The organism is Flavobacteriales bacterium, assembly GCA_016716605.1.
GTDB lineage: Bacteria > Bacteroidota > Bacteroidia > Flavobacteriales_F > PHOS-HE28 > PHOS-HE28.
In genome coordinates, this window is record JADJWA010000001.1 from 1749702 (window position 1) to 1775395 (window position 25694).

General features: G+C 63.4%; 28 protein-coding genes. 15 read left to right on the forward strand and 13 right to left on the reverse strand.

The features are described 5' to 3' along the window. Window positions 1-175: 175 nt before the first annotated feature. The 8 genes from rplU (at window position 176) to IPM12_06965 (ending at window position 6373) form a co-directional block, all read left to right on the forward strand. Window positions 176-661 (forward strand): 50S ribosomal protein L21, encoded by a 486-nt coding sequence (rplU, locus tag IPM12_06930; GenBank protein ID MBK9147537.1) that lies wholly within the window; start codon window positions 176-178, stop codon window positions 659-661. 56 nt (window positions 662-717) lie between these two features. After that, complete coding sequence (gene rpmA, locus IPM12_06935; GenBank protein ID MBK9147538.1) at window positions 718-984, forward strand: 50S ribosomal protein L27; 267 nt, start codon at window positions 718-720, stop codon at window positions 982-984. Between the two features lie 110 nt (window positions 985-1094). Continuing rightward, on the forward strand, window positions 1095-2369 hold the full coding sequence (gene serS / locus IPM12_06940; GenBank protein MBK9147539.1) for a serine--tRNA ligase: 1275 nt from the start codon (window positions 1095-1097) through the stop codon (window positions 2367-2369). 8 nt (window positions 2370-2377) lie between these two features. Continuing rightward, window positions 2378-2914, forward strand: a complete 537-nt coding sequence (locus IPM12_06945; GenBank protein MBK9147540.1) for a hypothetical protein — start codon at window positions 2378-2380, stop codon at window positions 2912-2914. After that, a complete protein-coding gene (locus IPM12_06950) occupies window positions 2911-4764 on the forward strand; it encodes a tetratricopeptide repeat protein (protein ID MBK9147541.1) in 1854 nt (617 codons plus the stop codon). The genes IPM12_06945 and IPM12_06950 overlap by 4 nt, the downstream gene beginning before the upstream one ends. Then, window positions 4761-5069, forward strand: coding sequence for a DUF4286 family protein (locus IPM12_06955; GenBank protein ID MBK9147542.1), 309 nt, complete (start codon window positions 4761-4763; stop codon window positions 5067-5069). Before IPM12_06950 ends, IPM12_06955 begins: the two co-directional genes overlap by 4 nt. Next, a complete protein-coding gene (gene rsmA, locus IPM12_06960; protein ID MBK9147543.1) occupies window positions 5066-5836 on the forward strand; it encodes a ribosomal RNA small subunit methyltransferase A in 771 nt (256 codons plus the stop codon). Before IPM12_06955 ends, rsmA begins: the two co-directional genes overlap by 4 nt. 186 nt (window positions 5837-6022) lie before the next feature. Continuing rightward, window positions 6023-6373, forward strand: a complete 351-nt coding sequence (locus IPM12_06965; protein ID MBK9147544.1) for a hypothetical protein — start codon at window positions 6023-6025, stop codon at window positions 6371-6373. A gap of 50 nt (window positions 6374-6423) precedes the next feature. Here the strand turns inward: IPM12_06965 and IPM12_06970 are convergent, their stop codons facing one another. From IPM12_06970 to IPM12_06995, 6 genes are all read right to left on the reverse strand, one after another. After that, complete coding sequence (locus IPM12_06970; protein MBK9147545.1) at window positions 6424-6687, reverse strand: NifU family protein; 264 nt, start codon at window positions 6685-6687, stop codon at window positions 6424-6426. 3 nt (window positions 6688-6690) lie between these two features. After that, complete coding sequence (locus tag IPM12_06975) at window positions 6691-7749, reverse strand: Mrp/NBP35 family ATP-binding protein (GenBank protein ID MBK9147546.1); 1059 nt, start codon at window positions 7747-7749, stop codon at window positions 6691-6693. Window positions 7750-7810: 61 nt separating this feature from the next. Continuing rightward, window positions 7811-8701, reverse strand: coding sequence for an ACP S-malonyltransferase (fabD, locus tag IPM12_06980; protein ID MBK9147547.1), 891 nt, complete (start codon window positions 8699-8701; stop codon window positions 7811-7813). Window positions 8702-8830: 129 nt separating this feature from the next. Then, entirely contained in the window at window positions 8831-9553 is a 723-nt protein-coding gene (locus IPM12_06985; GenBank protein ID MBK9147548.1) for a Bax inhibitor-1/YccA family protein, read from the reverse strand. A gap of 81 nt (window positions 9554-9634) precedes the next feature. Next, complete coding sequence (gene folE, locus IPM12_06990; GenBank protein ID MBK9147549.1) at window positions 9635-10288, reverse strand: GTP cyclohydrolase I FolE; 654 nt, start codon at window positions 10286-10288, stop codon at window positions 9635-9637. Continuing rightward, entirely contained in the window at window positions 10278-10697 is a 420-nt protein-coding gene (locus IPM12_06995) for a 6-carboxytetrahydropterin synthase (protein MBK9147550.1), read from the reverse strand. The genes folE and IPM12_06995 overlap by 11 nt, the downstream gene beginning before the upstream one ends. Before the next feature lie 94 nt (window positions 10698-10791). On the opposite strand from IPM12_06995, the gene rfaD reads away from it, so the two are divergent. Next, the gene (gene rfaD / locus IPM12_07000; protein ID MBK9147551.1) at window positions 10792-11760 is read left to right on the forward strand and encodes an ADP-glyceromanno-heptose 6-epimerase; all 969 of its coding nucleotides are present in this window, start codon (window positions 10792-10794) and stop codon (window positions 11758-11760) included. Here rfaD and IPM12_07005 read toward each other — a convergent pair. Next, window positions 11751-12107 (reverse strand): MerR family transcriptional regulator, encoded by a 357-nt coding sequence (locus IPM12_07005; protein MBK9147552.1) that lies wholly within the window; start codon window positions 12105-12107, stop codon window positions 11751-11753. The two genes, rfaD and IPM12_07005, sit on opposite strands and share 10 nt — an antisense overlap. A 13-nt stretch (window positions 12108-12120) precedes the next feature. Next, window positions 12121-13092, reverse strand: a complete 972-nt coding sequence (locus tag IPM12_07010) for a M23 family metallopeptidase (protein ID MBK9147553.1) — start codon at window positions 13090-13092, stop codon at window positions 12121-12123. A gap of 133 nt (window positions 13093-13225) precedes the next feature. On the opposite strand from IPM12_07010, the gene alaS reads away from it, so the two are divergent. Next, window positions 13226-15886, forward strand: a complete 2661-nt coding sequence (gene alaS, locus IPM12_07015; protein MBK9147554.1) for an alanine--tRNA ligase — start codon at window positions 13226-13228, stop codon at window positions 15884-15886. Between the two features lie 5 nt (window positions 15887-15891). Here alaS and IPM12_07020 read toward each other — a convergent pair whose 3' ends face one another. After that, complete coding sequence (locus IPM12_07020; protein ID MBK9147555.1) at window positions 15892-16107, reverse strand: DNA alkylation repair protein; 216 nt, start codon at window positions 16105-16107, stop codon at window positions 15892-15894. A 35-nt stretch (window positions 16108-16142) separates the two neighbouring features. On the opposite strand from IPM12_07020, the gene IPM12_07025 reads away from it, so the two are divergent. Further along, window positions 16143-17252: a hypothetical protein gene (locus tag IPM12_07025; GenBank protein MBK9147556.1), complete on the forward strand. Its 1110-nt coding sequence runs from the start codon at window positions 16143-16145 to the stop codon at window positions 17250-17252. Here the strand turns inward: IPM12_07025 and IPM12_07030 are convergent, their stop codons facing one another. Genes IPM12_07030 through IPM12_07040 form a run of 3 tightly spaced genes read right to left on the reverse strand, consistent with a single transcriptional unit; the run spans window position 17253 to window position 20994 of the window. Continuing rightward, window positions 17253-17918 carry a DNA alkylation repair protein gene (locus tag IPM12_07030; protein MBK9147557.1) on the reverse strand — a complete coding sequence of 222 codons (666 nt, stop codon included), beginning with the start codon at window positions 17916-17918 and terminating at the stop codon, window positions 17253-17255. It abuts the gene before it with no gap. A 17-nt stretch (window positions 17919-17935) separates the two neighbouring features. Continuing rightward, complete coding sequence (locus tag IPM12_07035; GenBank protein MBK9147558.1) at window positions 17936-20401, reverse strand: bifunctional UDP-N-acetylmuramoyl-tripeptide:D-alanyl-D-alanine ligase/alanine racemase; 2466 nt, start codon at window positions 20399-20401, stop codon at window positions 17936-17938. Beyond that, the gene (locus IPM12_07040; GenBank protein ID MBK9147559.1) at window positions 20398-20994 is read right to left on the reverse strand and encodes a thymidine kinase; all 597 of its coding nucleotides are present in this window, start codon (window positions 20992-20994) and stop codon (window positions 20398-20400) included. The genes IPM12_07035 and IPM12_07040 overlap by 4 nt, the downstream gene beginning before the upstream one ends. A gap of 97 nt (window positions 20995-21091) precedes the next feature. Between IPM12_07040 and IPM12_07045 the strand changes: the two genes are divergently transcribed. The 4 genes from IPM12_07045 to IPM12_07060 all read left to right on the forward strand — a co-directional run bounded on the left by IPM12_07045 (window position 21092) and on the right by IPM12_07060 (window position 24898). Beyond that, the gene (locus IPM12_07045) at window positions 21092-21871 is read left to right on the forward strand and encodes a hypothetical protein (protein MBK9147560.1); all 780 of its coding nucleotides are present in this window, start codon (window positions 21092-21094) and stop codon (window positions 21869-21871) included. Beyond that, complete coding sequence (locus IPM12_07050; protein ID MBK9147561.1) at window positions 21868-23133, forward strand: M20/M25/M40 family metallo-hydrolase; 1266 nt, start codon at window positions 21868-21870, stop codon at window positions 23131-23133. The genes IPM12_07045 and IPM12_07050 overlap by 4 nt, the downstream gene beginning before the upstream one ends. Then, the gene (rsmI, locus tag IPM12_07055; GenBank protein MBK9147562.1) at window positions 23130-23813 is read left to right on the forward strand and encodes a 16S rRNA (cytidine(1402)-2'-O)-methyltransferase; all 684 of its coding nucleotides are present in this window, start codon (window positions 23130-23132) and stop codon (window positions 23811-23813) included. The genes IPM12_07050 and rsmI overlap by 4 nt, the downstream gene beginning before the upstream one ends. 68 nt (window positions 23814-23881) lie before the next feature. Next, the gene (locus IPM12_07060) at window positions 23882-24898 is read left to right on the forward strand and encodes a zinc-binding dehydrogenase (protein MBK9147563.1); all 1017 of its coding nucleotides are present in this window, start codon (window positions 23882-23884) and stop codon (window positions 24896-24898) included. 2 nt (window positions 24899-24900) lie between these two features. On the opposite strand, the gene IPM12_07065 is transcribed toward IPM12_07060, so the two are convergent. After that, window positions 24901-25659 (reverse strand): T9SS type A sorting domain-containing protein, encoded by a 759-nt coding sequence (locus IPM12_07065; GenBank protein ID MBK9147564.1) that lies wholly within the window; start codon window positions 25657-25659, stop codon window positions 24901-24903. Window positions 25660-25694 lie beyond the last annotated feature (35 nt).

Here is a 25694-nt window from a genome sequence, read left to right on the forward strand (position 1 = left end):
GCCCGCAATGTTAGTCGCCGCTTGGGCGGATGGCGGCCCGGGTTAACAAGGGTTCGCAGCCTCGGCTCGCTGGGGTTTGCGGATTGAGAGGGCCCCTCACCCCCCCCATGCATATGAATGGCTTATTTGTCAATCCAACCGATCAACCTACATTCGCAGCCCATTTCCGGAATCCATGTACGCCATCGTGAACATCGCAGGCCAGCAATACAAGGTTGAGCAGGCCCAGAAGCTGAAAGTGCACCGCCTCGAAGCCGAGGAGGGCAAGCATGTGGAGTTGGATAACGTGCTGCTCGTGAGCGATGGCAAGACCGTGAGCGTGGGCACCCCGAACGTGGAGGGTGTTCGCATAGCCGCCAAGGTGCTGAGCCATGGCAAGGGCGACAAAGTCCTGGTTTTCAAGAAGAAGCGCCGTAAGGGCTACCAGAAGATGAATGGCCATCGGCAATACCTCACCGAGCTCTGGATCGAGGCGATCCTGGGCAAGGGCGAGAAGTTCGACGCCAGCAAGAGCAGCGCCCCCAAGCCGAAGGCCGTGGCTGCACCCGTGAAGAAGGCCAAGAAAGCAGCAGTGAAGGCCGAAGCGGTCGAAGCCAAGCCGGCCAAGAAGGCTCCGGTGAAGAAAGCCGCCGCGAAGAAGGCGGCCCCCAAGAAGAAGTAAACGCATAGACCAACGCGATTCCGGGTCAAGCCCGGAATGACAACAACCCCATCGCCATGGCACACAAGAAAGGTGAAGGCAGTACCCAGAACGGCCGCGAATCGCACTCGAAGCGACTCGGCGTGAAGATTTTCGGCGGCAGCGCAGCCATCGCCGGCAACATCATCGTGCGCCAGCGCGGCACCAAGCACCACCCCGGCAAGAACGTAGGCATCGGCGTGGATCACACGCTCTTCGCCCTCGCCGATGGCACCGTGAAGTTCCAGAAGAAGCGCGGCGACCGCAGCGTAGTGAGCGTTGAGCCCGCCCCCAAGGCCGACTGATCGTCCGTCCCTCGGAATACGCGAAGCCCTTCCGCCTTGGTGGAGGGGCTTCGGCTTGAAATGACACGGCTGCCGCTACCGATACCTTTGGCCACGAACCCGACCGCCGAATGCTCGAACTGAATTACCTGCGTGAGAACCGTGACGAAGCCGAACAGCGGTTGGCGAAGCGCAACATCGATGCGAAGGCCGCGCTTGACCGCGTGCGCGAACTGGATTATGCCCGGCGCGCCACCCAGACCGAGCTCGATGGCAAACAAGCCGAGCTGAACAGTCTTAGCAAGAGCGTGGGCGAACTGATGAAGGCCGGCAGGAAGGAAGAAGCCGAGGCCGCCAAATCCAAGAGCACGGAGCTGAAGGCCGGTATCCCGGCATTGCGCGAAAAGCTCGAGGCCTGCGAACAGTCCTTGCGCGACCACCTGGTGACCCTGCCCAATGCCCCGAACGCCAAGGTGCCAGCGGGAAAGACGCCGGAGGACAATACCGTTGTGATGCAGGAAGGAGCGATCCCGGACCTCGGGCCCCACGCCAAGCCGCACTGGGAACTGGGCGAGGAGTACGGCTTCCTGCACATGGACCTGGGCGTGAAGCTCACCGGCGCGGGCTTCCCGGTGTACAGCGGACAGGGTGCCCGCTTGCAGCGCGCACTCATTGCCTTCTTCCTCGACAAGGCCACCGAGGCTGGTTATCGCGAGATCATCCCTCCCCATCTGGTGAACGCCGACAGCGCCTTCGCCACGGGCCAGCTGCCCGACAAAGAGGGCCAGATGTACCACGCCACCGTGGACGATCTGTACCTCATCCCCACTGCCGAAGTGCCCATCACCAACCTCTACCGCGACGAGATCATCGAAGCGGATCGGCTCCCGATCAAGAACGTGGGCTACACGCCGTGCTTCCGCCGTGAGGCCGGCAGCTACGGCGCCCATGTGCGCGGCCTCAATCGCGTGCATCAGTTCGATAAGGTGGAGATCGTGCGCGTGGAGAAGCCCGAGAACAGTTTCGCCGCGCTCGAGCAGATGGTGGAACACGTGAAAGGGCTCCTGCGCGCGTTGGAATTGCCGTACCGACAGCTCCTGCTCTGCGGCGGCGACATGGGTTTTTCCAGCGCCATGACTTACGACATGGAAGTGTTCAGTGCTGCCCAGCAGCGCTGGCTCGAGGTGAGCAGCATCAGCAACTTCGAGACTTTCCAGAGCAACCGCTTGAAGCTGCGCTACCGCGATGAGAACGGGAAGCCCCGGCTGGCGCACACCCTCAATGGCAGTGCACTGGCCCTGGCACGGATCGTGGCCGCGCTGCTCGAGAACAACCAAGGCCCTGAGGGCATCCGGATCCCCCAGGCCCTGCAGCCCTACACCGGCTTCGCGATGATCACACGATGACCGCAAGCATGCGCTTCCCCGTTGGCACTGCGTTGCTCATCAGCATCGGGCTCGGGTCGTGCAAGCATGCCCCCGACCCCGCGCAGCTCACCGCCGTGGACCAGCTCATCGAAGCCACCGAAGCCGCAGCGCTCACCCTGCGCGAGCTCAATCGCGGCCGATATGCCGAGGCTGATTCGCTGCTCGCGGCCGATTCAGCGCTGTTCGCGCAACGATTCAATGATACCCTGTACCCCGATGATGCGAGAGCCCTGGGCAATCAATGGCTCGCGCTGCGCCATGCAGCGGGCATGGGCGATGATCACGAGCGCACCTTGGCCGATCTGATCGAGGCCGCCGAACGCCTCCGGCTCCTGCGCGCCGACATCGCCGGCAGCGCCTTCCGGGACGAGCAGGCGGCCGCCGTGATCCGCGCCGAGCAGGAACGGCACACCGCGGTGATCGGGAACGTGCATGCCGTGATCGATAATTACCGCTTGCTCCAGCATGCCTGGGACCGACGCGATACCGTTGCGCTCCTACTGGCAGGATCCGACGCGCCATGAAACGACTGATCCTCGCCCTGCTCACGGCGATCCCAGCCATGCCGTTGCTTGCCCAGCCGGGCACGGACGAGCAGCTCGCCGCTCAGTACTTCCAGCAGGGCGATTTCACCAAGGCCGTGCTCTACTATGAGCGACTCTTCAAGAAGCAGCCGACGGACTATTACTACGAGCAGCTGCTGAAGAGCCACATGGGTGTGCCCGACCTGGAGTCCGCCCAGAAACTCGTGAAGGACCGCATGCGCCGCAACAGCGATGACCCGCGCGTCGCCATCGACATGGGGCGCGTGCTGGAGCTGATGGATGAGCAGGACAAGGCCCAGAAGGAGTACGAGCGCGCCATCAAGCTCATGCGCGGCGATCAGAACAGCGTGCGCGCCACGGCCAACGCCTTCCTGTCCTACAACAAGACGGACCTCGCCCTCGCGGCTTACGAGAAGGGCCAGCGCATCGCCACGGACGGCATGGGCTACGCCTTCGAGATCGCCAACCTGCACGGGCTGCGAGGTGACCTGCCGAAGATGGTGGCCGCGTACATGGACCTGCTCGAGGCCAACGAGCAATACGCGCAGGCCGTGCAGAACAACCTCTCGCGCCACTTCGAGTTCGATGCCGCGGACCCGCGCACGGAGGTCCTCCGCACCGAGCTGCTGCGCCGCATCCAGCGCGACCCCTCGCGCGCCATCTTCCCCGAGATGCTCATCTGGATGCTCATCCAGCAGAAGGACCTCGATGGCGCCTTCGTTCAGGCCAAGGCCATGGACAAGCGGCTCGATGAGGGCGGCGAGCGCCTGATGGAGCTCGCCCGAATCGCCGAGGCCAACAAGGATTTCGGCATCGCCTTCAAATGCTACGACCATGTGATCGGGCTCGGCCGGAACGATGGCAATTACTTCAGCGCGCGCACCGGTGCCGTGCATGCGCGGTACGTGCAGCTCACCAACCAGCCCGAGCCGCAGCCCGCTGACCTTCTCGACCTGGATCAGCGCATGGCGGCCACGCTCACCGACATGGGCCTGGCCAAGCATACCGTTCAGCTGCTGCGCGAGCGCGCCCACTTGAAGGCATACTTCCTGAACCGGCCCGCAGAGTCCATCGCCCTGCTCGATGAGGGGCTCGCCCTGCCCGCCATCGATGCGAAGCAGATAGCAGAGATCAAGCTCGACCTCGGCGAAGTGCACCTGATCAGCGGCGACATCTGGGAGGCCTCCCTGCTCTTCAGCCAGGTTGACCTCGATTTCAAGCACGATGCGCTCGGCCACGAGGCCCGCCTGCGCAATGCCCGGGTCAGCTTCTATGCCGGCGATTTCACCTGGGCGCAAGCGCAGCTGCAGGTGCTCAAGGCCAGCACCAGCAAGCTCATCGCCAACGATGCCCTCGAGCTCAGCCTGCGGATCACCGATGCCCTGGGCGCCGACAGCAACGAGGTGCCCCTGCGCTTCTTCGCGAGCGCCGAGCTCCTGCGCGTGCAGCACCTTTACGATCAGGCCCTGCTCACGCTCGATTCGCTCCATGCCGGATTCCCCATGCACACCCTCGGCGACGATGCGCTCTACGAGCGCTACCGCATCGCCATGGCCCGCCGCCAGTACACGGAGGCCGCGACCCTTCTGGAGAAGCTGCTCGAGCAATTCCCGATCGACATCCTCGTGGACAATGCGCTGCTCGACCTCGGCAGGCTCTACGAGGACGTGCTGAAGGACACAGAGAAGGCCAAGGCCTGCTACGAGAAGCTCATCTTCGACCAGAGCGGCAGCATCTTCGTGCCCGAAGCGCGCGATCGCTACCGCAGGCTGCGCGGCGATGCGCCCGATGCCCCCGAAGAGAAGAAGCCGCCGCATCCGCAACCGTGATCATCTACAACGTCACCATCAGCATCGACGCCGATGCGCACGACGCCTGGCTGGCGTGGATGAAGGACGAGCACATCCCCCGGGTGTTGGCTACCGGGCAGTTCATGAATAGCCGCATGCACAAGGTGCTGGCGGATGATGAGGGCGGGATCACCTACGCGGTGCAGTACGCCGCCGCCGACATGGAGCACTATACACGCTACCGCGATGAGCACGCGCCGCGCTTGCAGGCCGAGGCGCATGAGCGCTTCGGCGGCCGTTTCCACGCCTTCCGCACCCTGCTGGAAGTGGTGCATGACGCATGAGCCAGGTTCGCGCGAAGAAGCACCTGGGCCAGCACTTCCTGAAGGAGGACAGCATCGCGCACAACGTCGCTGAGGGACTCACGGGCCATGGCGGTTACACCCATGTTATCGAAGTGGGGCCGGGCACGGGCGCGCTCACCAAGCACTTGCTCGCGCGCAGCGAGTTCAAGCTCACCTGCTTTGAGGTGGATCGCGATTCGGTGCCCTACCTGCTGGAGCACTATTCCGGGATCGATGTGCGCGAAGCGGATTTCCTGGGCATGGATCCGGATAGCGTGACCGATGGCCGCTTCGCCGTAGCGGGCAACTTCCCCTACAACATCAGCACGCAGATCGTCTTCAAGGTGCTCGAGCACCGCGATCGCTGCACCGAAGTGGTGGGCATGTTCCAGAAGGAAGTGGCCGACCGCATCCGCGCGCCGCATGGCAGCAAGACCTATGGCATCACCAGCGTGCTCGTGCAGGCGTGGTATGATGCGGAGCTGCTCTTCCATGTGGAGCCGGGCAGCTTCATCCCGCCGCCGAAGGTGCGCAGCAGCGTGATCCGCCTGAAGCGCAACACGGTGGAGAAGCTGCCCTGCGATGAAGCGCTCTTCTTCCGCGTGGTGAAGACCGCCTTCAACCAGCGGCGCAAGACCCTGCACAATGCGCTGAAGCCGCTGCCCGACCTGAAAGCGCCGCTGCCGGAGCGCTTCGCCGGCAAGCGCGCGGAGCAATTGAGCGTGGCGGAGTTCGTGGAGTTAGCCTTGGTGATCGCCGGGGCCTAGCCGGCCGGACAGCGGCCTCTACTTTAGCCGTATGATGGTGGGGGCAGGAGCATCCGTTATGATGGTGCTGCGCTGCTGCTCTTCGGTACGCTCACAGGCAAGGGATCGCTGCTGCCCACGGACGATCGGATCGACCCCAATGTGCGCTAGCTGATCGAAGGGGCGCGCTGCAGCGTGGGCGTGTTCATGGACAAGGGCCTGGCTCAAGCCGATCTCATCGTGCTGCCCTTGGGCGCCCCCCGCGACCTGTTCCTGCTGCATAATGAAGAGCGGGTCCCGCAAGGCAATGGGCGCAGGCTCACCTTGCTCCACACCGCTGGGCTGATGCAGCGCAATCCCTCTTTCCGCAACGGCGTGCAGCGCTTGCAGGAACTGGCTTCCAATCGGATCGAGGTGCTCACCGGGCGCGGCCTCGATGCGCAACTGCTTGCCGAGCACGATGTGCTCGTGAGCAGCTACAAGGGCTGGAGCCGCGCGGCCGAGGCACGCAAGCCTTGGCTGGAAGCGGTCCCTAGCGCGCTCATCATCAGGCCTTGAACCGAAGTGGTCGCTGCCGGCGCGGCATGCATTCGCGTGGCCCCGCCATTTCAGACGGTCACATCGAGATTCACCGCCTCCACCTTCTTCACCTGCGGGGCCACACGCCTGATCGCCTCCTCCACGCCGGCCTTCATGGTCATGGGCACCATGGCGCAGCCGAGGCAGTTGCCGTGCAGGCGCACGCGCGCCACGCCATCGGGGGTCACCTCATCCAAGGTGATGTCGCCGCCATCGGCCTCGAGGAAGGGACGCAGCTCAGCGAGCGCTTCGCGGATGCGCAGTTCGACGGCTTCGAGGTCCTTGGGGTTCATGGCTCAGGCGGGGATGGCCTTCAGCACGCTGTCTGAGACCATGGCGCAAAGATGGCGGAAAGGCGCAGCGGCGGGCGTATCGCCTTGCAGCACGGCTGGGCGGCCCACATCGCCGGCCTCGCGCACGCTCTGGATCAAGGGCACCTCGCCCAGGAAGGGCACCTTCAGTTCTTCCGCGAGCGCCTTCGCGCCGCCCTTGCCGAAGATGAAGTACTTGTTCTCGGGCAGCTCGACCGGGGTGAACCAAGCCATGTTCTCCACGATGCCGAGCACCGCCACATTCACGCTGGGCAAACGGAACATGCCAACGCCTTTGCGCGCATCGATCAACGCCACAGCTTGCGGGGTGCTCACGATGATGGCGCCGCTCAAGGGCACGGCTTGCACCAAGGAGAGGTGGATATCGCCGGTGCCGGGCGGCAGGTCGATCAGCATGAGGTCGAGCTCGCCCCAATCCACATCCTTGATCATCTGCTCCAGCGCCTTGGTGGCCATGGGTCCGCGCCAAACAATGGCCTGATCGGTCTGCGCGAAGAAGCCGATGCTGAGCAGCTTCACGCCGTAGCTCTCCACAGGCACGATCCAATGCTTGCCGTCGCGCTCGCGCGTGCCAGGCTTCTCATGCACCACATCGAACATCAACGGCATGCTGGGTCCGTAGATGTCGGCATCGATGAGGCCCACGCGCAGTCCGCGCGCGGCGAGGCCCGCAGCGAGATTGGCGGTAATGGTGCTCTTGCCCACGCCGCCCTTGCCGCTGGCGATGGCCACGATGTGCTTCACGCCGGGCAGCACCTTGCGCACGTTGGCGCGCGCACCGCTCAGCGGGTTCACCGTCACCATCACGCTCAGCTCTTGACCCAGCGCCTGCTTCACATTGAAAACGACCGCCTCTTCCATGCGCTTGCGGCTGTGCATAGCGGGGTTGCTTACCTCGACACTCACATGGATGGTATCGCCCTCCAGGCGGATGTCGCGGACGAGGTCGAGCGCCACGATGTCCTTATTCAGGTCGGGCTCGATGATGCGGGAAAGGGCGGAGAGGACGGCGTCGCGGGTGATGGACATGGTGATGGAAGCGCGAAACTAACGCGGCACGATGAGGAGTGCGCGATCGCGGCACCTACCCCGAAACGGCCTCCACTTCCTTGCTCACCTTCTTGAAGAGCCCTTGCAGCACATTGCCAGGGCCCACCTCCACCACTTTCGTCGAGCCGTCGTTCAGCATGCTCTGCATGGTCTGCGTCCAGCGCACGGGTGCGGTGAGCTGCGCGATGAGGTTGGCCTTGATCCGCGCAGGCTCGGTATGCGGACGGGCATCAACGTTCTGATAGACGGGGCAACGCGGGTTCACGATCGGCGTGAATTGGATCGCGGTGGCGAGTTCCGCACGAGCGGGCTCCATGAGCGGACTGTGGAAGGCGCCACCCACGGGCAGCACGAGCGCTCGTCGCGCACCTGCGACCTTCAAGGCTTCGCATGCTGCGTTCACCGCGTCGATGGTGCCGCTGATCACGAGCTGACCGGGGCAGTTGTAGTTCGCGGCCACCACCACGCCCTTGCCTGCATTGGCCGTGATCTCCGCGCAGACCCCTTCCACTTTCGCATCGTCGAGGCCGATGATGGCCGCCATGGTGCTCGGCTGCAGCTCACAGGCCTTCTGCATGGCATTGGCGCGAGCCGCCACGAGCTTCAGGCCATCGGCGAACTCCATGGCACCTGCCGCCACCAGTGCGCTGAATTCGCCCAAGGAATGCCCTGCGGTCATGGCTGGCTGGAAGGCATCGCCCATCACCTTGGCCTTCACCACGCTGTGGAGGAAGATGGCGGGCTGCGTCACTTTGGTTTGCTTCAAGTCGGCATCGCTGCCGCTGAACATCACATCGGTGAGCTTGAAGCCAAGTATGTCGTTGGCGTGCTCGAACCAGACGCGGGCGTTGCTATCAGCGTCGTACAGGTCCTTCCCCATGCCGGGGAACTGGGAGCCTTGGCCGGGGAAGACGTAGGCCGTCATGCTGCTTCGGGAGTTTGAGGGTTGGAGGTCGATGGAGGGGTGTGGGGTGGGCAGAATCTCGAATCGATGATTGGGTGTCGGGCATTCAACCCGCAACCTGCCGCGAATCAACCCTCAACTTGCGTTGAACTAGTCACGCCGCCCGAACAGCCGCAGCAGCATCAGGAAGAGGTTGATGAAATCGAGGTAGAGGCTGAGTGCGCCCATGAGCGCCATCTTCTGCGCGGTCTCGGAGCCGGTGCCCACCACTTCGCCCAAGCGCTTGAGCTTCTGCATGTCGTAGGCGGTGAGCCCAGTGAAGACCACCACGCCGATGATGCTGATCACGTAATCCATGGTGCTGCTGCCGAGGAACATGTTGATCACCGACGCGATGACGATGCCGATGAGGCCGATGAAGAGCAAGCTGCCCAGCTTGGTGAGGTCGGTCTTGGTGGTGTAGCCGGCCACGGCCATGATGCCGAAGATGCCTGCGCTCATGAAGAAGACCTTGATGATGGAATCCGGCGCGTACAGGATGAAGATGTAGCAGAGGCTGATGCCCATGAGCGCCGAGAAGGCGATGAAGGTGAGCAGCAGCACGGTCCCGCTCAGCTTCTCCATCATGCCGCTCATGAGGAACACCAGGCCCAATGGCGCGAGCATCACCACCCACCCTAGGATGCTGCGTCCGCCATCGGCAGTGTAGAGGTATTGCAGCAGTCCGGGCGTGCTGGCGAAGAGCCAGGCCATGGCGCCGCTGAGCACCAGAGCCGTGGCCATGTAGGTGAACACCTGGCTCAGGAATGCGCGGACATTGGTCTCGGGGCCGTAGATGACCTGGCCAGTGGTTGGTACTTGGGGCTGTTCCATGGAGTGTTGTTTTCGGTGGGTTGACCCGGAGGGTCAACGATGCCGGAGGCTTTGGGATGAAAGCTGCTGACGGCCGCCGCGCTAATGTAGGCGGGCGCCGATGAGCTTGATGAATTCCTCCCGCGTCCGGGGATCATTGAGAAAGATCCCCGTGAAGGCGCTGGTGGTGGTCACTGAGTTCTGCTTCTGTATGCCGCGCATCTGCATGCAGAGGTGGGCGCATTCGAGCACCACGGCCACGCCCATGGGCTTCAGCGTGTCCTGGATGCAATCGCGGATCTGGTCGGTGAGGCGCTCCTGCACCTGCAAGCGGCGCGCGAAGGCATCGACCACGCGGGGAATCTTGCTCAGCCCGGTAATGCAGCCGTTGGGGATATAGGCCACATGCGCCTTGCCGAAGAAGGGCAGCATGTGGTGCTCGCAGAGGCTGTACACCTCGATGTCCTTCACCAGCACCATTTGGCTGTAATTCTCCTTGAAGAGCGCGCCCTTGAGGATGGCTGCCGGGTCGAGGTCGTAGCCGTGCGTGAGGTATTGCAGCGCTTTGGCCACGCGCTCAGGCGTCTTCTGCAGGCCTTCGCGCTTCGGGTCTTCGCCGATCTGCTTGAGGATGTCGCCGTAGTGCCCGCTGATGCGCGCGATGGACTTCGCATCGTAGAGATCGATGCGCTCGTAGCCTTCGCCGGTGGGCTCGTGCTCGCCATCGATGGCCTTGCCTTTCGCTTTACGCGCCATGGTATTCCGCGGTGTTGTTCTCGGTCTCCTGCACCTTCACGCCATGCAGCACGCAGCCGAGCTTCTTGATCGGCGCCTCCAGCTGTTGCCAGATGGCCACGCATAGGTTCTCGGTGCTACTGAGCCGCCCGCGCATGAAGGGCACATCGACATCGATGTTCTTATGGTCCAAATGGTCGATGACTTCCTCTTTGATGATGCGGCTCAGTTGGCTCAGGTCCGTCACAAAGCTCGTTTCCGGGTCCTGCTCGCCTTTCACGGTGACCCACAGCTCGTAGTTGTGTCCGTGCCCGTTGGGGTTGCTGCACTTGCCGAAGACCTCCAGATTCTTCGCGTCATTCCAATCGGGGCGGGCCAGGCGATGGGAGGCAGCGAAGCGTTCGCGGCGTGTGATGAAAACTTGTGGCATGGCTCAGTATCGACCCGGGCTCTTGATCGTGCGGCCAAGGTAGGGGCGCGTGTCATCCCGGGCTAGACCCGGGACGCGCCCCTACCTTGGCCGCATGATCATCGTCACAGGCGCGGCGGGCTTCATCGGCAGCTGCCTCATCGGGGAATTGCGGCGACAAGGCTGGCAGGATATCGTGGCTGTGGATGATTTCAGCCGGGCCGATAAGGCCCCCAACCTGCTGAAGAAGGTGCTCACTGCGAAGGTGGACCGCACGGATTTCTTCACTTGGCTCGATGCGAATGAGAAGCTGGTGCAGTTCATCTTTCACCTGGGCGCCAGGACCGACACGACGCTCTTCGACGTGGCCGTGTTCGATGAGTTGAACGTGCGCTATAGCCAGCGCCTTTGGGAAGCTTGCATCAAGAGCGGCATCCCGCTCGTTTACGCCAGCAGCGCGGCGACCTATGGCGGCGGTGAGTTCGGCTACAGCGATGCCGATGACGGCCTGCCCTTCAAGCTGAAGCCGCTGAACCCATACGGCGAGAGCAAGAACGAATTCGACCAGTGGGCGCTGCAACAGGAGAAGAAGCCCTTCTTCTGGGCGGGCCTCAAGTTCTTCAACGTGTATGGGCCGAACGAATACCACAAGGGCCGCATGGCGAGCGTGGTCTTCCATGCCTTCAACCAGATCCGCGACACAGGCGGCATGAAGCTCTTCCGCAGCCACCGGCCAGACTACCAGGACGGCGAGCAGCAGCGCGACTTCATCTACGTGAAGGACCTCTGCGATGCATGCATCTGGCTCATGGAGCACCGCAAGGACAGCGGCCTGTACAACTTGGGCAGCGGCACTGCGCGCAGCTTCAACGACCTCGCGCGCGCCACCTTCACCGCTATGGGCAAAGAGGAGCGCATCAGCTACATCGATACCCCTGTTGACATCCGCGATAAGTACCAGTACTTCACCGAGGCGGACATGCGCAAGCTGCGCGCGATCGGATATGAACGGCCTTTCACCGCGCTCGAGGACGGCGTGGCCGATTACGTGAAGAGCTACCTGATGCAGGCCACTTACTGCTGATTGCGCAGGGCGTTCCGCAGTTCCACCAATTTCCTGCGCACGATGAGCAGGCGCTCGCGAACGGCACCGGCCTCCAACGGCGCTCGCTCCGGCTCAAAGCCACGCTTGAGCTTCTCCTTGGCTCCATGAATGGTGAAGCCCTCTTCCTTCACCAAATGCTGAATGGTGCGCAATTGCTCGATCTGCTCACGGGAATAGAGGCGGTCGCCGCGACTGGTGCGCTTGGGGGTGAATGCGCCGAATTCCTTCTCCCAGAAGCGGATGCTCGAGTTGGCCACGCCCAATTCCTCGGCCACCTCACCGATGGTCCAGTAGATCTTCTCGATGATCTTGGGCTTCAGCGGCATCGCGACGAAAGTATCAATCGAGCGCTTGCGCCGCGTTCCTTGAAAGCTCTACCATGCGCGCGTACTCCTCGGGCGTGAGGTCGTTGAAGTAGTAGTTGGTAGGGTCCATCGGCTGGCCTCCCTTGTGCACCTCGTAATGCAGGTGAGGTCCGACGCTCAGTCCGGTGTTGCCCACCAGCCCCACCACATCGCCGCGCCTCACACGCTGACCTTTGCGCACTTCGAGCTTGCTCAGGTGCGCGTAGAGCGTCCGGTAATCGAAGCCGTGGTCAACGATCACGTGCATGCCGTAGCCGTTGGTGCCGTACTCGGCATACACCACCACCCCGTCGCCGGTGGCATGGATCGGCGTCCCGGTCTTCGCGGTGAAATCCATGCCCGCATGGAACTTCATGATCTTGTGTATCGGGTGCATGCGCCAACCGAATCCGCTGGCGGTCTGCGTGAGGTCGTCGTTGGCGATGGGCTGCACGGCCGGGATGCTCGCCAGCATCTCCTGCTTGCGCAGCACTAGCGCGCCCACCTCGTCAAGCGACTTGGATTGCACCACCAGCTGGCGGGCCAGCAGGTCGAGCCGCTTCGTGGTCTCGATCACCAGGTCGCTGTTGGCGTATCCGCTCAGGTCGCGGTAGCGGTTGATGCCGCCCACCCCAGCCTGCCGCATGCTCTCCGGCAAGGGGTCGGCCTCCAGGATCACACGGTACATGTTGTCATCACGGCGGCGCACATCGGCTAGCACCCGCTCGAGCTCACCGATCTGCTTATTGAGCAGCTCGTACTGCACGAGCAGCTGCTTATTCTCGCGCCGCAGCAACGATTCCTTCGGGCTGTCGATGAACTGGTACACGAGGAAGATCCCCAACAGGCCCACCGCCAGGCCAGGAAGCAGCAGTAGCGTCGTGCGCTTGGCCTTCTGCCACGCCGTGAGCCGGATGCGCTCGAAGTTGAGCGTATTCGGGTTGAAGCGGTACTTGTGCTCAGGCATCTTGCACGGGCAAGGTAGTCGGCTCGCCTGATCCGTATTCCCGTCATTGGCTCAGTCGTGTTAAACGGTGTTGATCGGCGGGCCATCGCCGCTGCCCCCTTCCGGATACTTTCGCGGCCGCTTCCAGAGACCCATGCTCACATCACAGCAGATCCGCCAGAAGTTCCTCGACCATTTCGCCAGGCGCGGCCACGCCGTTGTGCCCAGCGCACCCATGGTGATCAAGGACGACCCCACGCTCATGTTCACCAACGCGGGCATGAACCAATTCAAGGATCTCTTCCTCGGCAACCGGCCCGCCCAGCACAAACGCATCGCCGACACGCAGAAATGCCTGCGCGTGTCCGGCAAGCACAATGACCTGGAGGAGGTGGGCATCGACACCTACCACCACACGATGTTCGAGATGCTCGGTAACTGGAGCTTCGGCGATTACTTCAAATCCGAAGCCATCCAGTGGGCGTGGGAACTGCTGGTGGATGAGTACAGAATCAACACCGCCGATCTCTACGTGACCTACTTCGGCGGCGATGAGAAGGATGGCCTTCCCGCCGATGACGAGACGCGCGAACTGTGGAAGCGATATCTGCCCGAGGAACGCATCCTGCCCTTCAGCCGCAAGGACAATTTCTGGGAGATGGGCGATACCGGTCCCTGCGGGCCGTGCACTGAGATCCACGTGGATGTGCGCACCGCCGAGGAGAAGGTGCAGAAGCCTGGCCGTGATCTGGTGAACAACGACCACCCGCAGGTGATCGAGATCTGGAACAACGTGTTCATGCAGTTCGAGCGCAAGGCCGACGGCTCGCTCGTATCGCTGCCCGCTCAGCACGTGGACACCGGCATGGGCTTCGAGCGCCTGTGCATGGTGCTGCAAGGGAAACGCAGCAACTACAACACGGATGTGTTCCAGCCGCTGATCCAAGTGATCTCAAAGAAGTGCGGAATCGAGTATGGCATTTCCGAGCGCGCTGATTCCGCCCCAAGTGGTCAGGAGCAGATTGCTGGATTGATGCACGTCAAGGAAGACCAAGCCATGCGCGTGATCGCCGACCACCTGCGCGCCATAAGCTTCGCCATTGCAGACGGGCAGCTGCCCAGCAACACTGGCGCGGGTTATGTGATCCGCCGGATCCTGCGCCGTGCCGTTCGTTATGGCTACAGCTTCCTCGACTTCAACGAGCCCTTCATGCACGAGCTTGTACCGGTGCTGGTGGCGCAGATGGGCGATCAGTTCCATGAGCTGAAGAAGCAGCAGCCTATCATCACGAACGTGATGCTGGAAGAGGAGAAAGCCTTCCTGCGCACGCTGGAGCAGGGCACGAAGCGCATGGATCAGGCGCTCTCTGAGTCAAAGGGCACATTGCCCGGCATCAAGGCCTTCGAGCTCTTCGACACCTACGGCTTCCCCATCGACCTAACACATTTGATCGCGCGCGAGCAAGGCCGCGAAGTGGACATGGCCGGCTTCGATGCCGAGCTGCAGAAGCAGAAGGAACGCTCACGCGCCGCCACGGCCGTCACAACAGGTGATTGGGTCGAGCTCGGCAAGGGAGAGACGGACTTCATCGGCTACGACGAACTGAGTACCGAGGCGCGGATCCTGCGCTACCGCAAGGTGAGCGGCAAGGGCGGCGACCAATTCCAGCTCGTGCTCGACCGAACCCCGTTCTATGCGGAAGGCGGTGGACAGGTTGGGGACCAAGGCTGGTTGATTCAAGGCGCGGACCAGGTGGAAGTGTTCGATACCAAGCGCGAGAACCAGCTCATCGTACACTTCACCAAGGAGCTGCCGAAGGATGTGACCAAGCCGCTCACCGCACAGGTGAACACCCAGCGCCGCGGCCTCACCGCGCGCAACCACACCGCCACGCACCTGCTGCACCACGCCCTTCGCAAGCACTTGGGCACCCACGTGGAGCAGAAGGGCTCATTGGTAGCGCCCGACCGCCTGCGCTTCGACATCAGCCACTTCGCCAAGGTGACGCCCGAGGAGCTCGCCACCATCGAGCGCGAGGTGAACGCCATGATCACCGACGACATCGTGTTCGACGACAAGCGCAACGTGCCCATCGCAGAGGCCAAGGCCATGGGCGCAATGGCGCTCTTTGGCGAGAAGTACGGCGACAACGTGCGCGTGGTGAAGTTCGGTCCCAGCGTGGAATTGTGCGGTGGTACGCACGTGCCGCGCACGGGTACCATCGGCCCGTTCCGCATCGTGAGCGAAAGCGCACTGGCCGCAGGCATCCGCCGCATCGAGGCCATCACCAGCGTGGAGGCCGAGCGCATGATCAACGAGAAGCTCGCGAAGCTTGAGGCCATCGAGGCCCTGCTGAAGAACCCCGCCGACGTGGTGGCCGCTGTGCAGAAGCTCGCTGAGCAGAACGCCGCGCTCAGCAAGGAACTGGAGAAGGCCGCCCGCGAGAAGGTGAAGCGCTATGCCGCCGCCATCCCCGCCAAAGCGACGGCCAACAGCAAGGGCGTAAGAGTGCTCGTTGAGCAGCTCGACCTCGATGCCCAGGGCCTGAAGGACCTTGGCTTCGCCTTGCGTGATCAGCACGCCGACCTGGCCTTCGTTGCCGGTTCCGTGATCGATGGCAAACCCTTGCTTGCCGTCTCGCTCGGCAAGGAGGTGCTCGCTGCAATGGGCATCAAGGCTGTGGACATCATCAAGCAGATCAGCCCCGCGATCAAGGGCGGCGGCGGCGGCCAGCCCGACTTCGCCACGGCTGGCGGCAAAGAGCCTGGCGGCATGGCTGAAGCGCTGAAGAAGGCGGCGGAGCTGCTCGCCTGATTGCTTCACAGCTTCCGCAGCGCCTCGCGTTCGCTCAACGGCGATAGCTTCCTTGACTTCACGCAGCGCCTCACCGCTTGCGGATCCGTGGCGCCCAATTCGCGCAGCGCCCAGCCGATAGCCTTGCAGATGGCGAATTCCTTGTGCGCGGAGTGCCGGTCGATGTTCGCGAAGAGCAGCGCGTGATCAGTGTCCTTCCTTCCTCCGGTTCTGGACTGCATGGCTGACCACACACTGAATCTAGCATCTTCGCACCATGCGTCAGGCCATTACGCTTCTTTTCATCCTCGCCGTGTCGACCGTTCTGCGCTCCCAGTCGGTCGTCGACAGCATCCTCCATGATGGCATCTACCGCACGTATCGGCTTTTCGTGCCTCCCGGATTCGTTCCTACTGAGAACCCCGCGATTGTCTTCAATCTGCACGGTCTAGGTAGCAATGCGGAACAGCAGGAGGCCTATTCATTGATGAACGATGTGGCCATGCTCGAGCGCTTCCTCGTTTGCTATGCGGATGGCGAGAACAATTCCTGGAACCTGGGACTTGGGCAAGTGGACGACGTTGGCTTGATCGGCGCGCTCATTGACCGTTTCACCCTCACCCATAACGTCGATCCGCAGCGCGTGTACGCCTGCGGCATGTCGCAAGGAGGCTACTTCTCTTTCGTGCTCAGCTGCCAATTGGCGGATCGCATCGCAGCGATCGCAACCGTTTCAGCCAGCATGGCGCAAGGGCTCCCCGCGTTCTGCAACCCGCCGCGTCCGGTTCCTGTGTTCATGATCAACGGCACCGCCGATGCCATTGTGCCCTACACCGGAGGCGTGCAGAATATCGCCGTGAACGACGCGATCGCGCATTGGGTGGCGCATAATGATTGCGCGACCCCGGCCGTGATCTCACCCATTCCCGACGCCGCGCCCACCGACGGGTGCACCGCTTCTCGCGCCGATTTCGGCGGTTGCACCCAAGGCACAGAGGTGGACCTGATCGCCGTTACAGGCGGAGGGCACACCTGGCCCGGGGCCACCATCCCCATCGGCGTGACCTGCCAGGATTTCGATGCCAGCACAGAGATCTGGCTCTTCTTCGAGCGCTTCACCCTGAATGGAGCCGTTACCATGAGGGAAGCGCCACTATCGTTCTCAAGCGTCCATCCCGTTCCGGCCGATCAAACGCTGACCCTGCGCATCCGCGATGCTGGGCCGTCATCTTTTACAATGATCGATGCAGTGGGCCGCGCATTTCTGCAATCAGTGATCGTCGATGGCGCCCAGTTGGATTTGAGCGGGCTTCCAGCAGGCCGTTACACGGCGACCATCAGCAGCGCCCTGGGTGATGAGCGGCACTCCGTCGTCATCGTCCGCTGATCACAGCTTCCGCAGCGCCTCGCGTTCGCTCAACGGCGATAGCTTCCTTGACTTCACATAGCGCCTCACCGCTTGCGGATCCGTGGCGCCCAATTCGCGCAGCGCCCAGCCGATGGCCTTGCGGATGAAGAACTCGCTACGGTCATAGTGGCGGTCGATGTTCGTGAAGAGCAGCGATTGATCAGTATCCTCCTTCCAACGATTCTGGAAGAGGATGGCGGTGCGGTTCAGCCAGAGGTCTTTGCTGGTGATCCAGCGCTTGTTCCATGCCGCGATCTCCTTGGGGTTGCGCTTGAGTATCACGCCCGCCACATGGATCGCGAGCGCATCCACCGTGTCCCACCAGCTCTTGGTGGTGATCAGCTCCTCGATCAGTGGCAGGTGCTCCGGACCGAGCTTCTTCGCTTGCTTCATGAGCAGGTCCACGGCGGTGTGGTGCAGTTCACGCTCCGGACAAGCGAAGGCATCGCGGACGATTGCCGGCAATTCATCCCATGGCGGCGCGCCGTGAGCATCGATGTGCTCCTTCAGCAGTTCGCGCCGTGGCACCGCTTTTATCCCGAAGAAGGGTGCGATGCCCTTCATGTACGCCTCCATGGCGGCCGCATCCTCGCGGTTGCCGTGGCGCTTGAAGGATGCTCGGAGCGGAGTGAGCCAGGGGTGCATGCGGCGAAGTTGGATGCTCACCCCCGCAAATGCACGCGCTTCACCCTGGGCGGGATGCTCGTGAGCACCTCGTAGGGAATAGTGCCGAGGTCGCGCGCCAGATCGGTGATGGGATGCGAGGCATCGAAGAGCACGGCCTCATCACCGACGGCGCACGCGATGCCGGTAACGTCGATCATGCACATGTCCATGCATACGCTACCGATGATGGGCGCCGCATGGCCATGCACCCAGAAGCGGCCCCCGCCGTTGCTGAGCCGCCGCGAGAGCCCATCGGCATAACCCATGGGCACGGTGGCGATCAGGCGCTCGCCTTGCGCCAAGCCCCCGCGCCCGTAGCCGATGGTGGTGCCATTGGTGGCGCGCTTCAGCTGCGCGATCACCGTGCGCAGGCTCACGGCATGCTGCAATTGCGCGGTCTCCCGGGCATCAACACCGATCCCGAAGAGCCCGATGCCCAGCCGGACCAGGTCGAATTGCGCCTCCTTCCAGCGCGTGGCGCCCGCAGAGTTCGCGATGTGGCGCAGGGGCCGGTAGCCGAGCGAGGCCTCGATCGAATCGGCCGTGCGCGTGAATGCGGCGATCTGCGCGCGCGTGAACGCGTCGTGCACGGGGTCCTCGCTAGCAGCGAGGTGCGAAAGGACCGAAGCCACGCGCAGGCCCTTCGCTCCGCGCAAAAGTCCGATCAACTTTGGCAATTCATCTTCCGTGAAGCCCAATCGCCGCATGCCGGTATCGAGCTTCACATGGACAGGCGGTGCGTCGCGATGCACCGCGGCGTAACGCAGCGCCTCTTGCAAAGAGCGCTCGTCGTACACCTCCGGCTCCAATCGGAAGCGGTGCAGCAGCTCCATGCTCACCGGCTCCGGGTTCATCACCAGGATGGGTGTGTGGATGCCCTGCTGCCGCAGCGCGATGCCCTCATCGGCGTATGCCACGCCGAGGTAGCGGACCTGCTCATGCGCGAAGAGCCTAGCCAATTCCAGTGCCCCGGCTCCGTATCCGAAGGCCTTCACCATGGCCATCACGCCGGTGGCGGGCCCGAGCAGGGCACGGTAGTGGTTCAGGTTGTGGCGGATGGCCTCGAGGTCCACTTCCATCACGGTGCCGTGCACTTGGCGCTGCCAACGATCTGCGATTCGCTCCAACCCGAAGGCCCTTGCGCCCTTCACCAGCACAGCGTGACCCGCGAGGCTGACCGGATCCACCTGAGTGATCAGCTCTTGCGCATCGCTGAAATGCTCCACACGTGGCGCGAATGGCAGCGCATGTGAGCGCAGCTCGGGCCCGATAGTGAACACTGATTGCACCATCGTCCGCTTCAGCAATTCTTCGACCCGGTGGTAGCGCTGCTCCGGTTCCTCGCCACCCGTCAGGTCGGAGAGCACCACCGCCTTGGGCCGGCCCGCTGCGAGCGCATCGAGATGATCGAGCGCGATGGCAAGGGAAGCCGTGTCGTTGCTGTAGGCATCATTGAGCAAGGTGATGCCGTGGATCCCTTCCACTGCTTCGAGGCGCATGCTCACCGGCGGCAGCTGCGGCGTGCGTTCCGCGATCCACTGCGGCGTGCGGCCCAGATGCAGCATCAGCGCCACGCAATGGATAGCGTTCTCGGCCGAGGCGCGATCGGAGAATGGGATCTCGAAGTCGAAGTCCACCTGGTCATTGATCACGTGGATGCGCTGCCCGATGGAGGACGGCTCTTCGCGCACCACGTGCAGCCATCCGCTGCGCTCGCGGCTCCAGCCCAGCATCGTCGCGCGCTGATCGATGCCGTTCACGTGCAGCCCATGCGCCACTTCCGTGTGGTCGGTGCAGAACACCACGGCCTGCGCATCGCGGAAGAGCAGGGCCTTCTCCTTCGCCTTGGCGCGGTCGTCCGCGAAGCCCTCGGCGTGCGCGGGACCAATGTTGGTGAACACGCCGATGGTGGGCTCGATCACCGCGCGCAGCCGCTCCATCTCACCGGGTTTGCTGATGCCTGCTTCGAAGATGCCCAGCGTATGCTCCTCGCGCATGGCCCAGGCGCTGAGCGGGACGCCCACCTGCGAGTTCCAACTGCCGGGGCTGCGCGCCACAAGCTCGCTGTCGCGCATCAGGTGGAAGAGCCATTCCTTCACCACGGTCTTCCCGTTGCTGCCGGTGATGCCGATCACCGGCGCGTGGAAGTGCCTGCGATGCCAGGCAGCGATGCGCTGCAAGGCATCCAGCGTGTCGTGCACGAGAAGGATGTTGCATTCCGGGAAAGCCGTGATAGCGGAAGCGTCACTCACCACGAACGAGCGCATGCCGCGCGCATGCAGGTCGGTGAGGTAGTGGTGGCCATCGTGCCTTTCGCCCTTGATCGTGATGAAGAGCGTATCGTGCGCGGTGAAGGGCTTGCGCGAATCGATGCTGAGGTGCGCGATCAGCGGGTCGCCGTGCCGGGCGATCCATTCGCCGCCGATGGCCTCGGCCAATGCGCTGAGCCGATGTCCATTCATTGCACGTTGGCTTGCGCCGGTGAACGCGCTGCATCGAAGCAGGCGCGGCAGAGCGGCTGGTAGCTGTCCTTCTCGCCGAGCTGCACCAGCTCATCACCGGCCGCGATCCGGTGGCTGAACGTGGCCAGCGCGCCGCAGCGCACGCAGATGGCATGCACTTTCGTCACGTATTCCGCCACGCTCATCAATTGCGGCATCGGGCCGAAGGGCCTTCCGAGGAAATCCATGTCGAGCCCGGCGGCGATCACGCGGATGCCCTGCGCGGCGAGCTCGGCGCACACCGCTGGCAGGCCCTCATCGAAGAACTGCGCCTCATCGATCCCCACCACTTCGATGTCGCCGGCGAGCAGGAGCAGGTTGCTGCTGTTGGGCACCGGCGTGCTGCGGATGCTGGTGCTGTCATGGCTCACCACTTCGGCCTCGGCGTAGCGCGTGTCCACGCTGGGCTTGAAGATCTCCACATGCTGCCTGGCGAACTCGGCGCGGCGCAGCCGGCGGATCAGCTCTTCGGTCTTGCCGCTGAACATGCTGCCGCAGATCACCTCGATCCAGCCTTTGCGGGGGCTGCGGCTGCCGGTGTGCTCCAGGAACATTCAGAAGAGGCTGTGGAAACGCGCGGCGATGCTCCTGTTGCGCGTGCGGCGAAAATAGGGATCTTCGTCCGGGGCCTCCTGCAACGGCCCATCCATCATGAGCAACACGAAGGCATTCCGTTCCATGAGCGAACTGATCGAGGGCTTGCAGCGCGCCGAGGCCGGCCTGCGAGGTGGATCGCTCTCCTTGGAAGCGCTGGAGAACGCGGCTTTGGATGCGCGAGACCTGTATGAGCGCCTGATCGTGCTCCGTCATAGAGCGCGCGAGCAAGCTCTGGGCAGGCCAGCCGCCGAGGCTAAGCCGGAAGCGCCGGGGAAGAAGGGCGCTTCGAGCCCTTCCGCGGAGAACACCCCTGAGCCTGTGATCGTGGAAGCCAAGCCGGCCTCGCCCGTGAGCGCAGTGCCCAAGGTTGAAGCAGCCACCGCGCCACCTGTGCCGGCGGCGGTGCCTGCGCCGACCCGGCTCAACATCAGGCCCTCAGAGCAGCGCGAAGCCGAGGAGGCCTTGGCCGAAGCCGAGCCCCCGGTGATGAAGACCGCCGCCGAGTACTTGAAGGAAGCGCAATCCGCAAAGGCCGTAGCTGCGCAACCCTCAGCGGCCAAGGCCGCGGAGTCGGTGGCCGAGAAGCTCGAACGCGCCAGGATCGCCGACCTCTCGAAGGCGATCACCCTCAGTGACAAGTTCTGGTTCACCAAGGAGCTCTTCGGTGGCGATTCCAAGGCTTATGAGGTGGGCGTCTCACTGCTCAACAGCGCGAAGGACGAAGGGGAGGCCATGAGCTTCCTGCGCGATGAGCTGCTGAGCAAGCTGAAGTCGCCGCCCGATGCAGAGGCCCTGGGTGCCTTCACCGAGTTGATCGAACGCCGTTTCGCATGATGCGGATAGCCGTTGCGCTCACCGCGCTCGTCGCGCTCTCGACTGCTTCGGCGCAGGACACGCTCACCGTGCGCGCACGGGCCTGGCTGGACACGCTCTGCTCACCTGCGTTCCACGGCCGCGGTTACGTGAACGACGGTGATCGCCTGGCAAGCGAATGGATCGCAGCGAAGTTCCGCGCCTTCGGGGTCAAGCCCTTGAAGGCCGACTTCTACCAGCCCTTCCAATTCAATGTGAACAGCTTCCCCGACAGCGTGCGGGTGGCGATCGACGGCCGCTCCCTGGCTGCCGGCGCCGAGTTCATTGTGGATGCGGAGAGCGGCAGCGCGAACGGCAGTTACACGCTGGTGCACATCACGCCGGCCGACCTGCAAGGCCCCGAACGGCGCGGCATGACCATGGGCGTGCTCCTCGGGAAGGCTGCGTGCGTGCACTGGCCGACCACGCGCAATGCTGATTCGCTCCGGCTCTTCCGGCAATGGGAGCGCGAGCTCATGGACCATTGCGTGGTGGTGAAGCCCGCGCAGAAGCTCACCTGGAGCGTGGCCACGGATGCCCGCCGCTTCCCGTTGATCGAAGTGGCCGCCGACGCGCTTGCCGACAGCTCATCCACCATCGCCCTGCATGTGCGCAACAGCATGCGCTCGAGGCATTCCGCCCGCAACGTGCTCGGCATGGTGAAGGGCAAGGGCAGTGAATGGATCGTGGTGGGCGCGCACTACGACCACCTCGGCCGCATGGGCTCCGATGCGCTCTTCCCCGGCGCCAACGACAATGCCAGCGGCACAGCCATGCTCTTGAGCCTGGCTGAGCACTTCGCCGGGAAGAAGGACAAGCCGAAGCACAACCTCCTCTTCATCGCCTTTGCGGGCGAGGAGGCCGGCCTTATCGGGAGCGAGTGGTGCGCGGTCGATCGCCCGATCGATTGGAAGGACGTGCGCATGATGATCAACCTCGACATCCTCGGAACCGGCGACGATGGCATCATGGTGGTGAACGCCACAGCGCAGCCCAAGGCCTTCGATCAACTGGTGGCGATCAATGGCGCGAAGGGGTATGTGAAGGAGGTGAAGGCGCGCGGGCCGGCCTGCAACAGCGATCATTGCCACTTCGTGAAGCGCGGCGTGCCGGCGATCTACATCTATACGCTGGGTGGCGTGGCGCACTACCACGATGTGCACGACCGCGCGGAGACTTTGCCCCTCAACGAGTTCGCGGACCTTCATTCGCTCCTGCGCGACTTCATCCAAGCGCTGAAGTGAGCGCTTCCAGGGCCCCGCTCGTGCTGGTGCCGACACCCATCGGCAACCTCGACGACATCACGCTGCGCGCGAAGCAGGTGCTGCAAGAGGCCGATGCCGTGATCGCTGAGGATACCCGCGTGACAGGCCGGCTGCTACAGCACCTCGGCATCAGCAAGCCGTTGATCTCCTTCCACAGCAACAACGAGCATCGCATGGTGGAGCAACTGGTGCAGCGCCTGGGCGCGGGCGAGCGCTTCGCCCTGTGCAGCGATGCCGGCACGCCCGGCATCAGCGATCCCGGATTCCTGCTCGTTCGCGCCGCCATCGCCGCAGGCATGGCGGTGGAATGCCTTCCTGGCCCCACGGCATTCGTCCCCGCGCTCGTGGCGAGCGGCCTTCCTTGTGACCGCTTCGTGTTCGAGGGTTTCCTTCCGCAGAAGAAAGGGAGACGGACACGCATCGTTTCGCTGAAGGATGAATCACGGACGATGGTCTTCTATGAGAGCCCGCACCGCATCGCGCGCATGCTGAACGAGCTCGCCGAGGCCTTTGGCGCCGATCGGCCCGCGAGCATCTCGCGCGAGATCAGCAAGATGCACGAAGAGACGAGGCGCGGCACCCTGGGCGAGTTGGCCGCCTACTTCGATGCCCATGAGCCGCGCGGCGAATTCGTGGTGGTGATCGGCGGCTGCGCATAGCCATTCTGCTCATCGTCGCTGCGGGCAACCTGCTACCCTGAACCCCTGAACCTCATATCCTCGCGAGCATGAAAGCATGGACCCTCATCGCGCATGGCGATCCTAAGCGCGCCTTCGCACTGCGCGAGCATCCCGATCCGCAGCCCAAGCCGAATCAGGTGCTTATCCGCTGCGAGGGCTTCGGCCTCAATTACGCCGATGTGATGGCCGCGCGCGGGCTCTATCGCGAGGCGCCGCCGTTGCCGAGCATCATCGGCTACGAAGCGGTGGGACGTGTAATCGCAGCGGGCCAAGAGGCTCCGCCGGAGCTCATCGGCAAACGCGTGGTGGCCATGACGCGCTTCGGCGGATACGCCGAGATGGCCGTCACGGACCATCGTGCCTGCGCCGTGATCCCGGAAGAGCTACCCATCGGCAAGGCCGCAGCGCTGGCCACGCAAGGCGCAACGGCTTGGTACGCCGCGCGTGTGCTCTGTCCGTTGCACGCTGGAGAGCGGGTGCTGGTGCATAGCGCAGCCGGTGGCGTGGGGCATCTGATCGTGCAACTCGCGGCGAAGGCCGGCTGCGAGGTAATCGCGATCGTGGGCGGCGCGGCCAAGCGGGAACTCGCGCTCAGCCTGGGCGCAGCCCATGCCATCGACCGACGCTCCGGTGATTACAGCACTCAGCTGCGCACGCTGCTCGGCAAATGCCGATTGGATGTGAGCTTCAATGCGGTGGCCGGCACCAGTTTCAAGAAGGACATGCAATTGCTCGGCAGCGGTGGGCGGCTGGTGCTCTTCGGCGGCGCGGAGCGCGGCGGCCTTGGCGCATTCGGTACGCTGCGCTTCGTCTGGAGCATGGGCGCCTTGTTGCCCATCTTCCTCATGATGAAGAGCAAGAGCATACTCGGCGTGAACATGCTGAAGCTGGGTGACAATCGACCCGACCTGATGGCGCATTGCTTCCGCGAGGCGGTGGCCGCTCAGGCTACTGGACTGATCTCACCGCACGTGCACGAAGTGATGCCTGCCCAGCGGTTGCCTGAGGCGCATGCGCTGCTGGCCAGCGGGTCCACCATGGGCAAGGTGGCGCTTACGTGGTAAGCCTATTCCACCACGAAGCGGCGCGAGAACCGGGCGCCGGCCATGCGCACCGTGTACACACCGCGTGACCAGCCCTGTGCATCGAATTGCGCGCGGCCTTGGCGCACGACGGCTTGCTCCACCACAGCGCCACGCGCATCAATCACCTCAACGGTGCCGCTTGTTGGCAGGCCCGTGATCGTGGTGAAGCCCATGGAGGGATTCGGTGCGATCGCGAAGGCTTCGCTCATTTCCTCCGTGACGCCCAGTACGCCGTTCACGTTGAGCGTGAAATCCTTGAAGTCGCCATACTGGAAGGCGCCGCAAGGCCCGAAGCCGTTCCCGTTGCTCGTCTGGAAACCATCGCTGCCCCATGGCGAGATGATGCGCATGCGGTACGCGCCGGTGGGGGTGGACAATGGAATGGTGATGCCGAACTGGTATTCGTAGCTCGGTGATCCCCCCACGTAGATGAAGTACATGTTCTCGCTCTCCTCGAAGCTGCTGCTCTGGTCCCAATCCACCCAGACCGCGCAGCCGCACCAGGTGCCGTTCAAGACGCGCATGGGCAGCATGGTGCCCGCATCCACGGTGGTGCTCACCGCCGTGTAGTCGGAAAAGGAGCAATCATCGGCGCCGGACGCCCAGTTGATGCTGCCGGCCTGCACCTCAAGGGTTCGCCAACTGAAGCAGCCGTTGGCGAAGGAAGGGGTGCAGTATTGGGCGCGCAGGCCGGTGCAGGTGAGCAGCAAGAGCGCGGAAAAGCGTATCCGGTTCTTCATGGTGGAACGGGTTTGGTGATGCGAGTTTAGCGAAA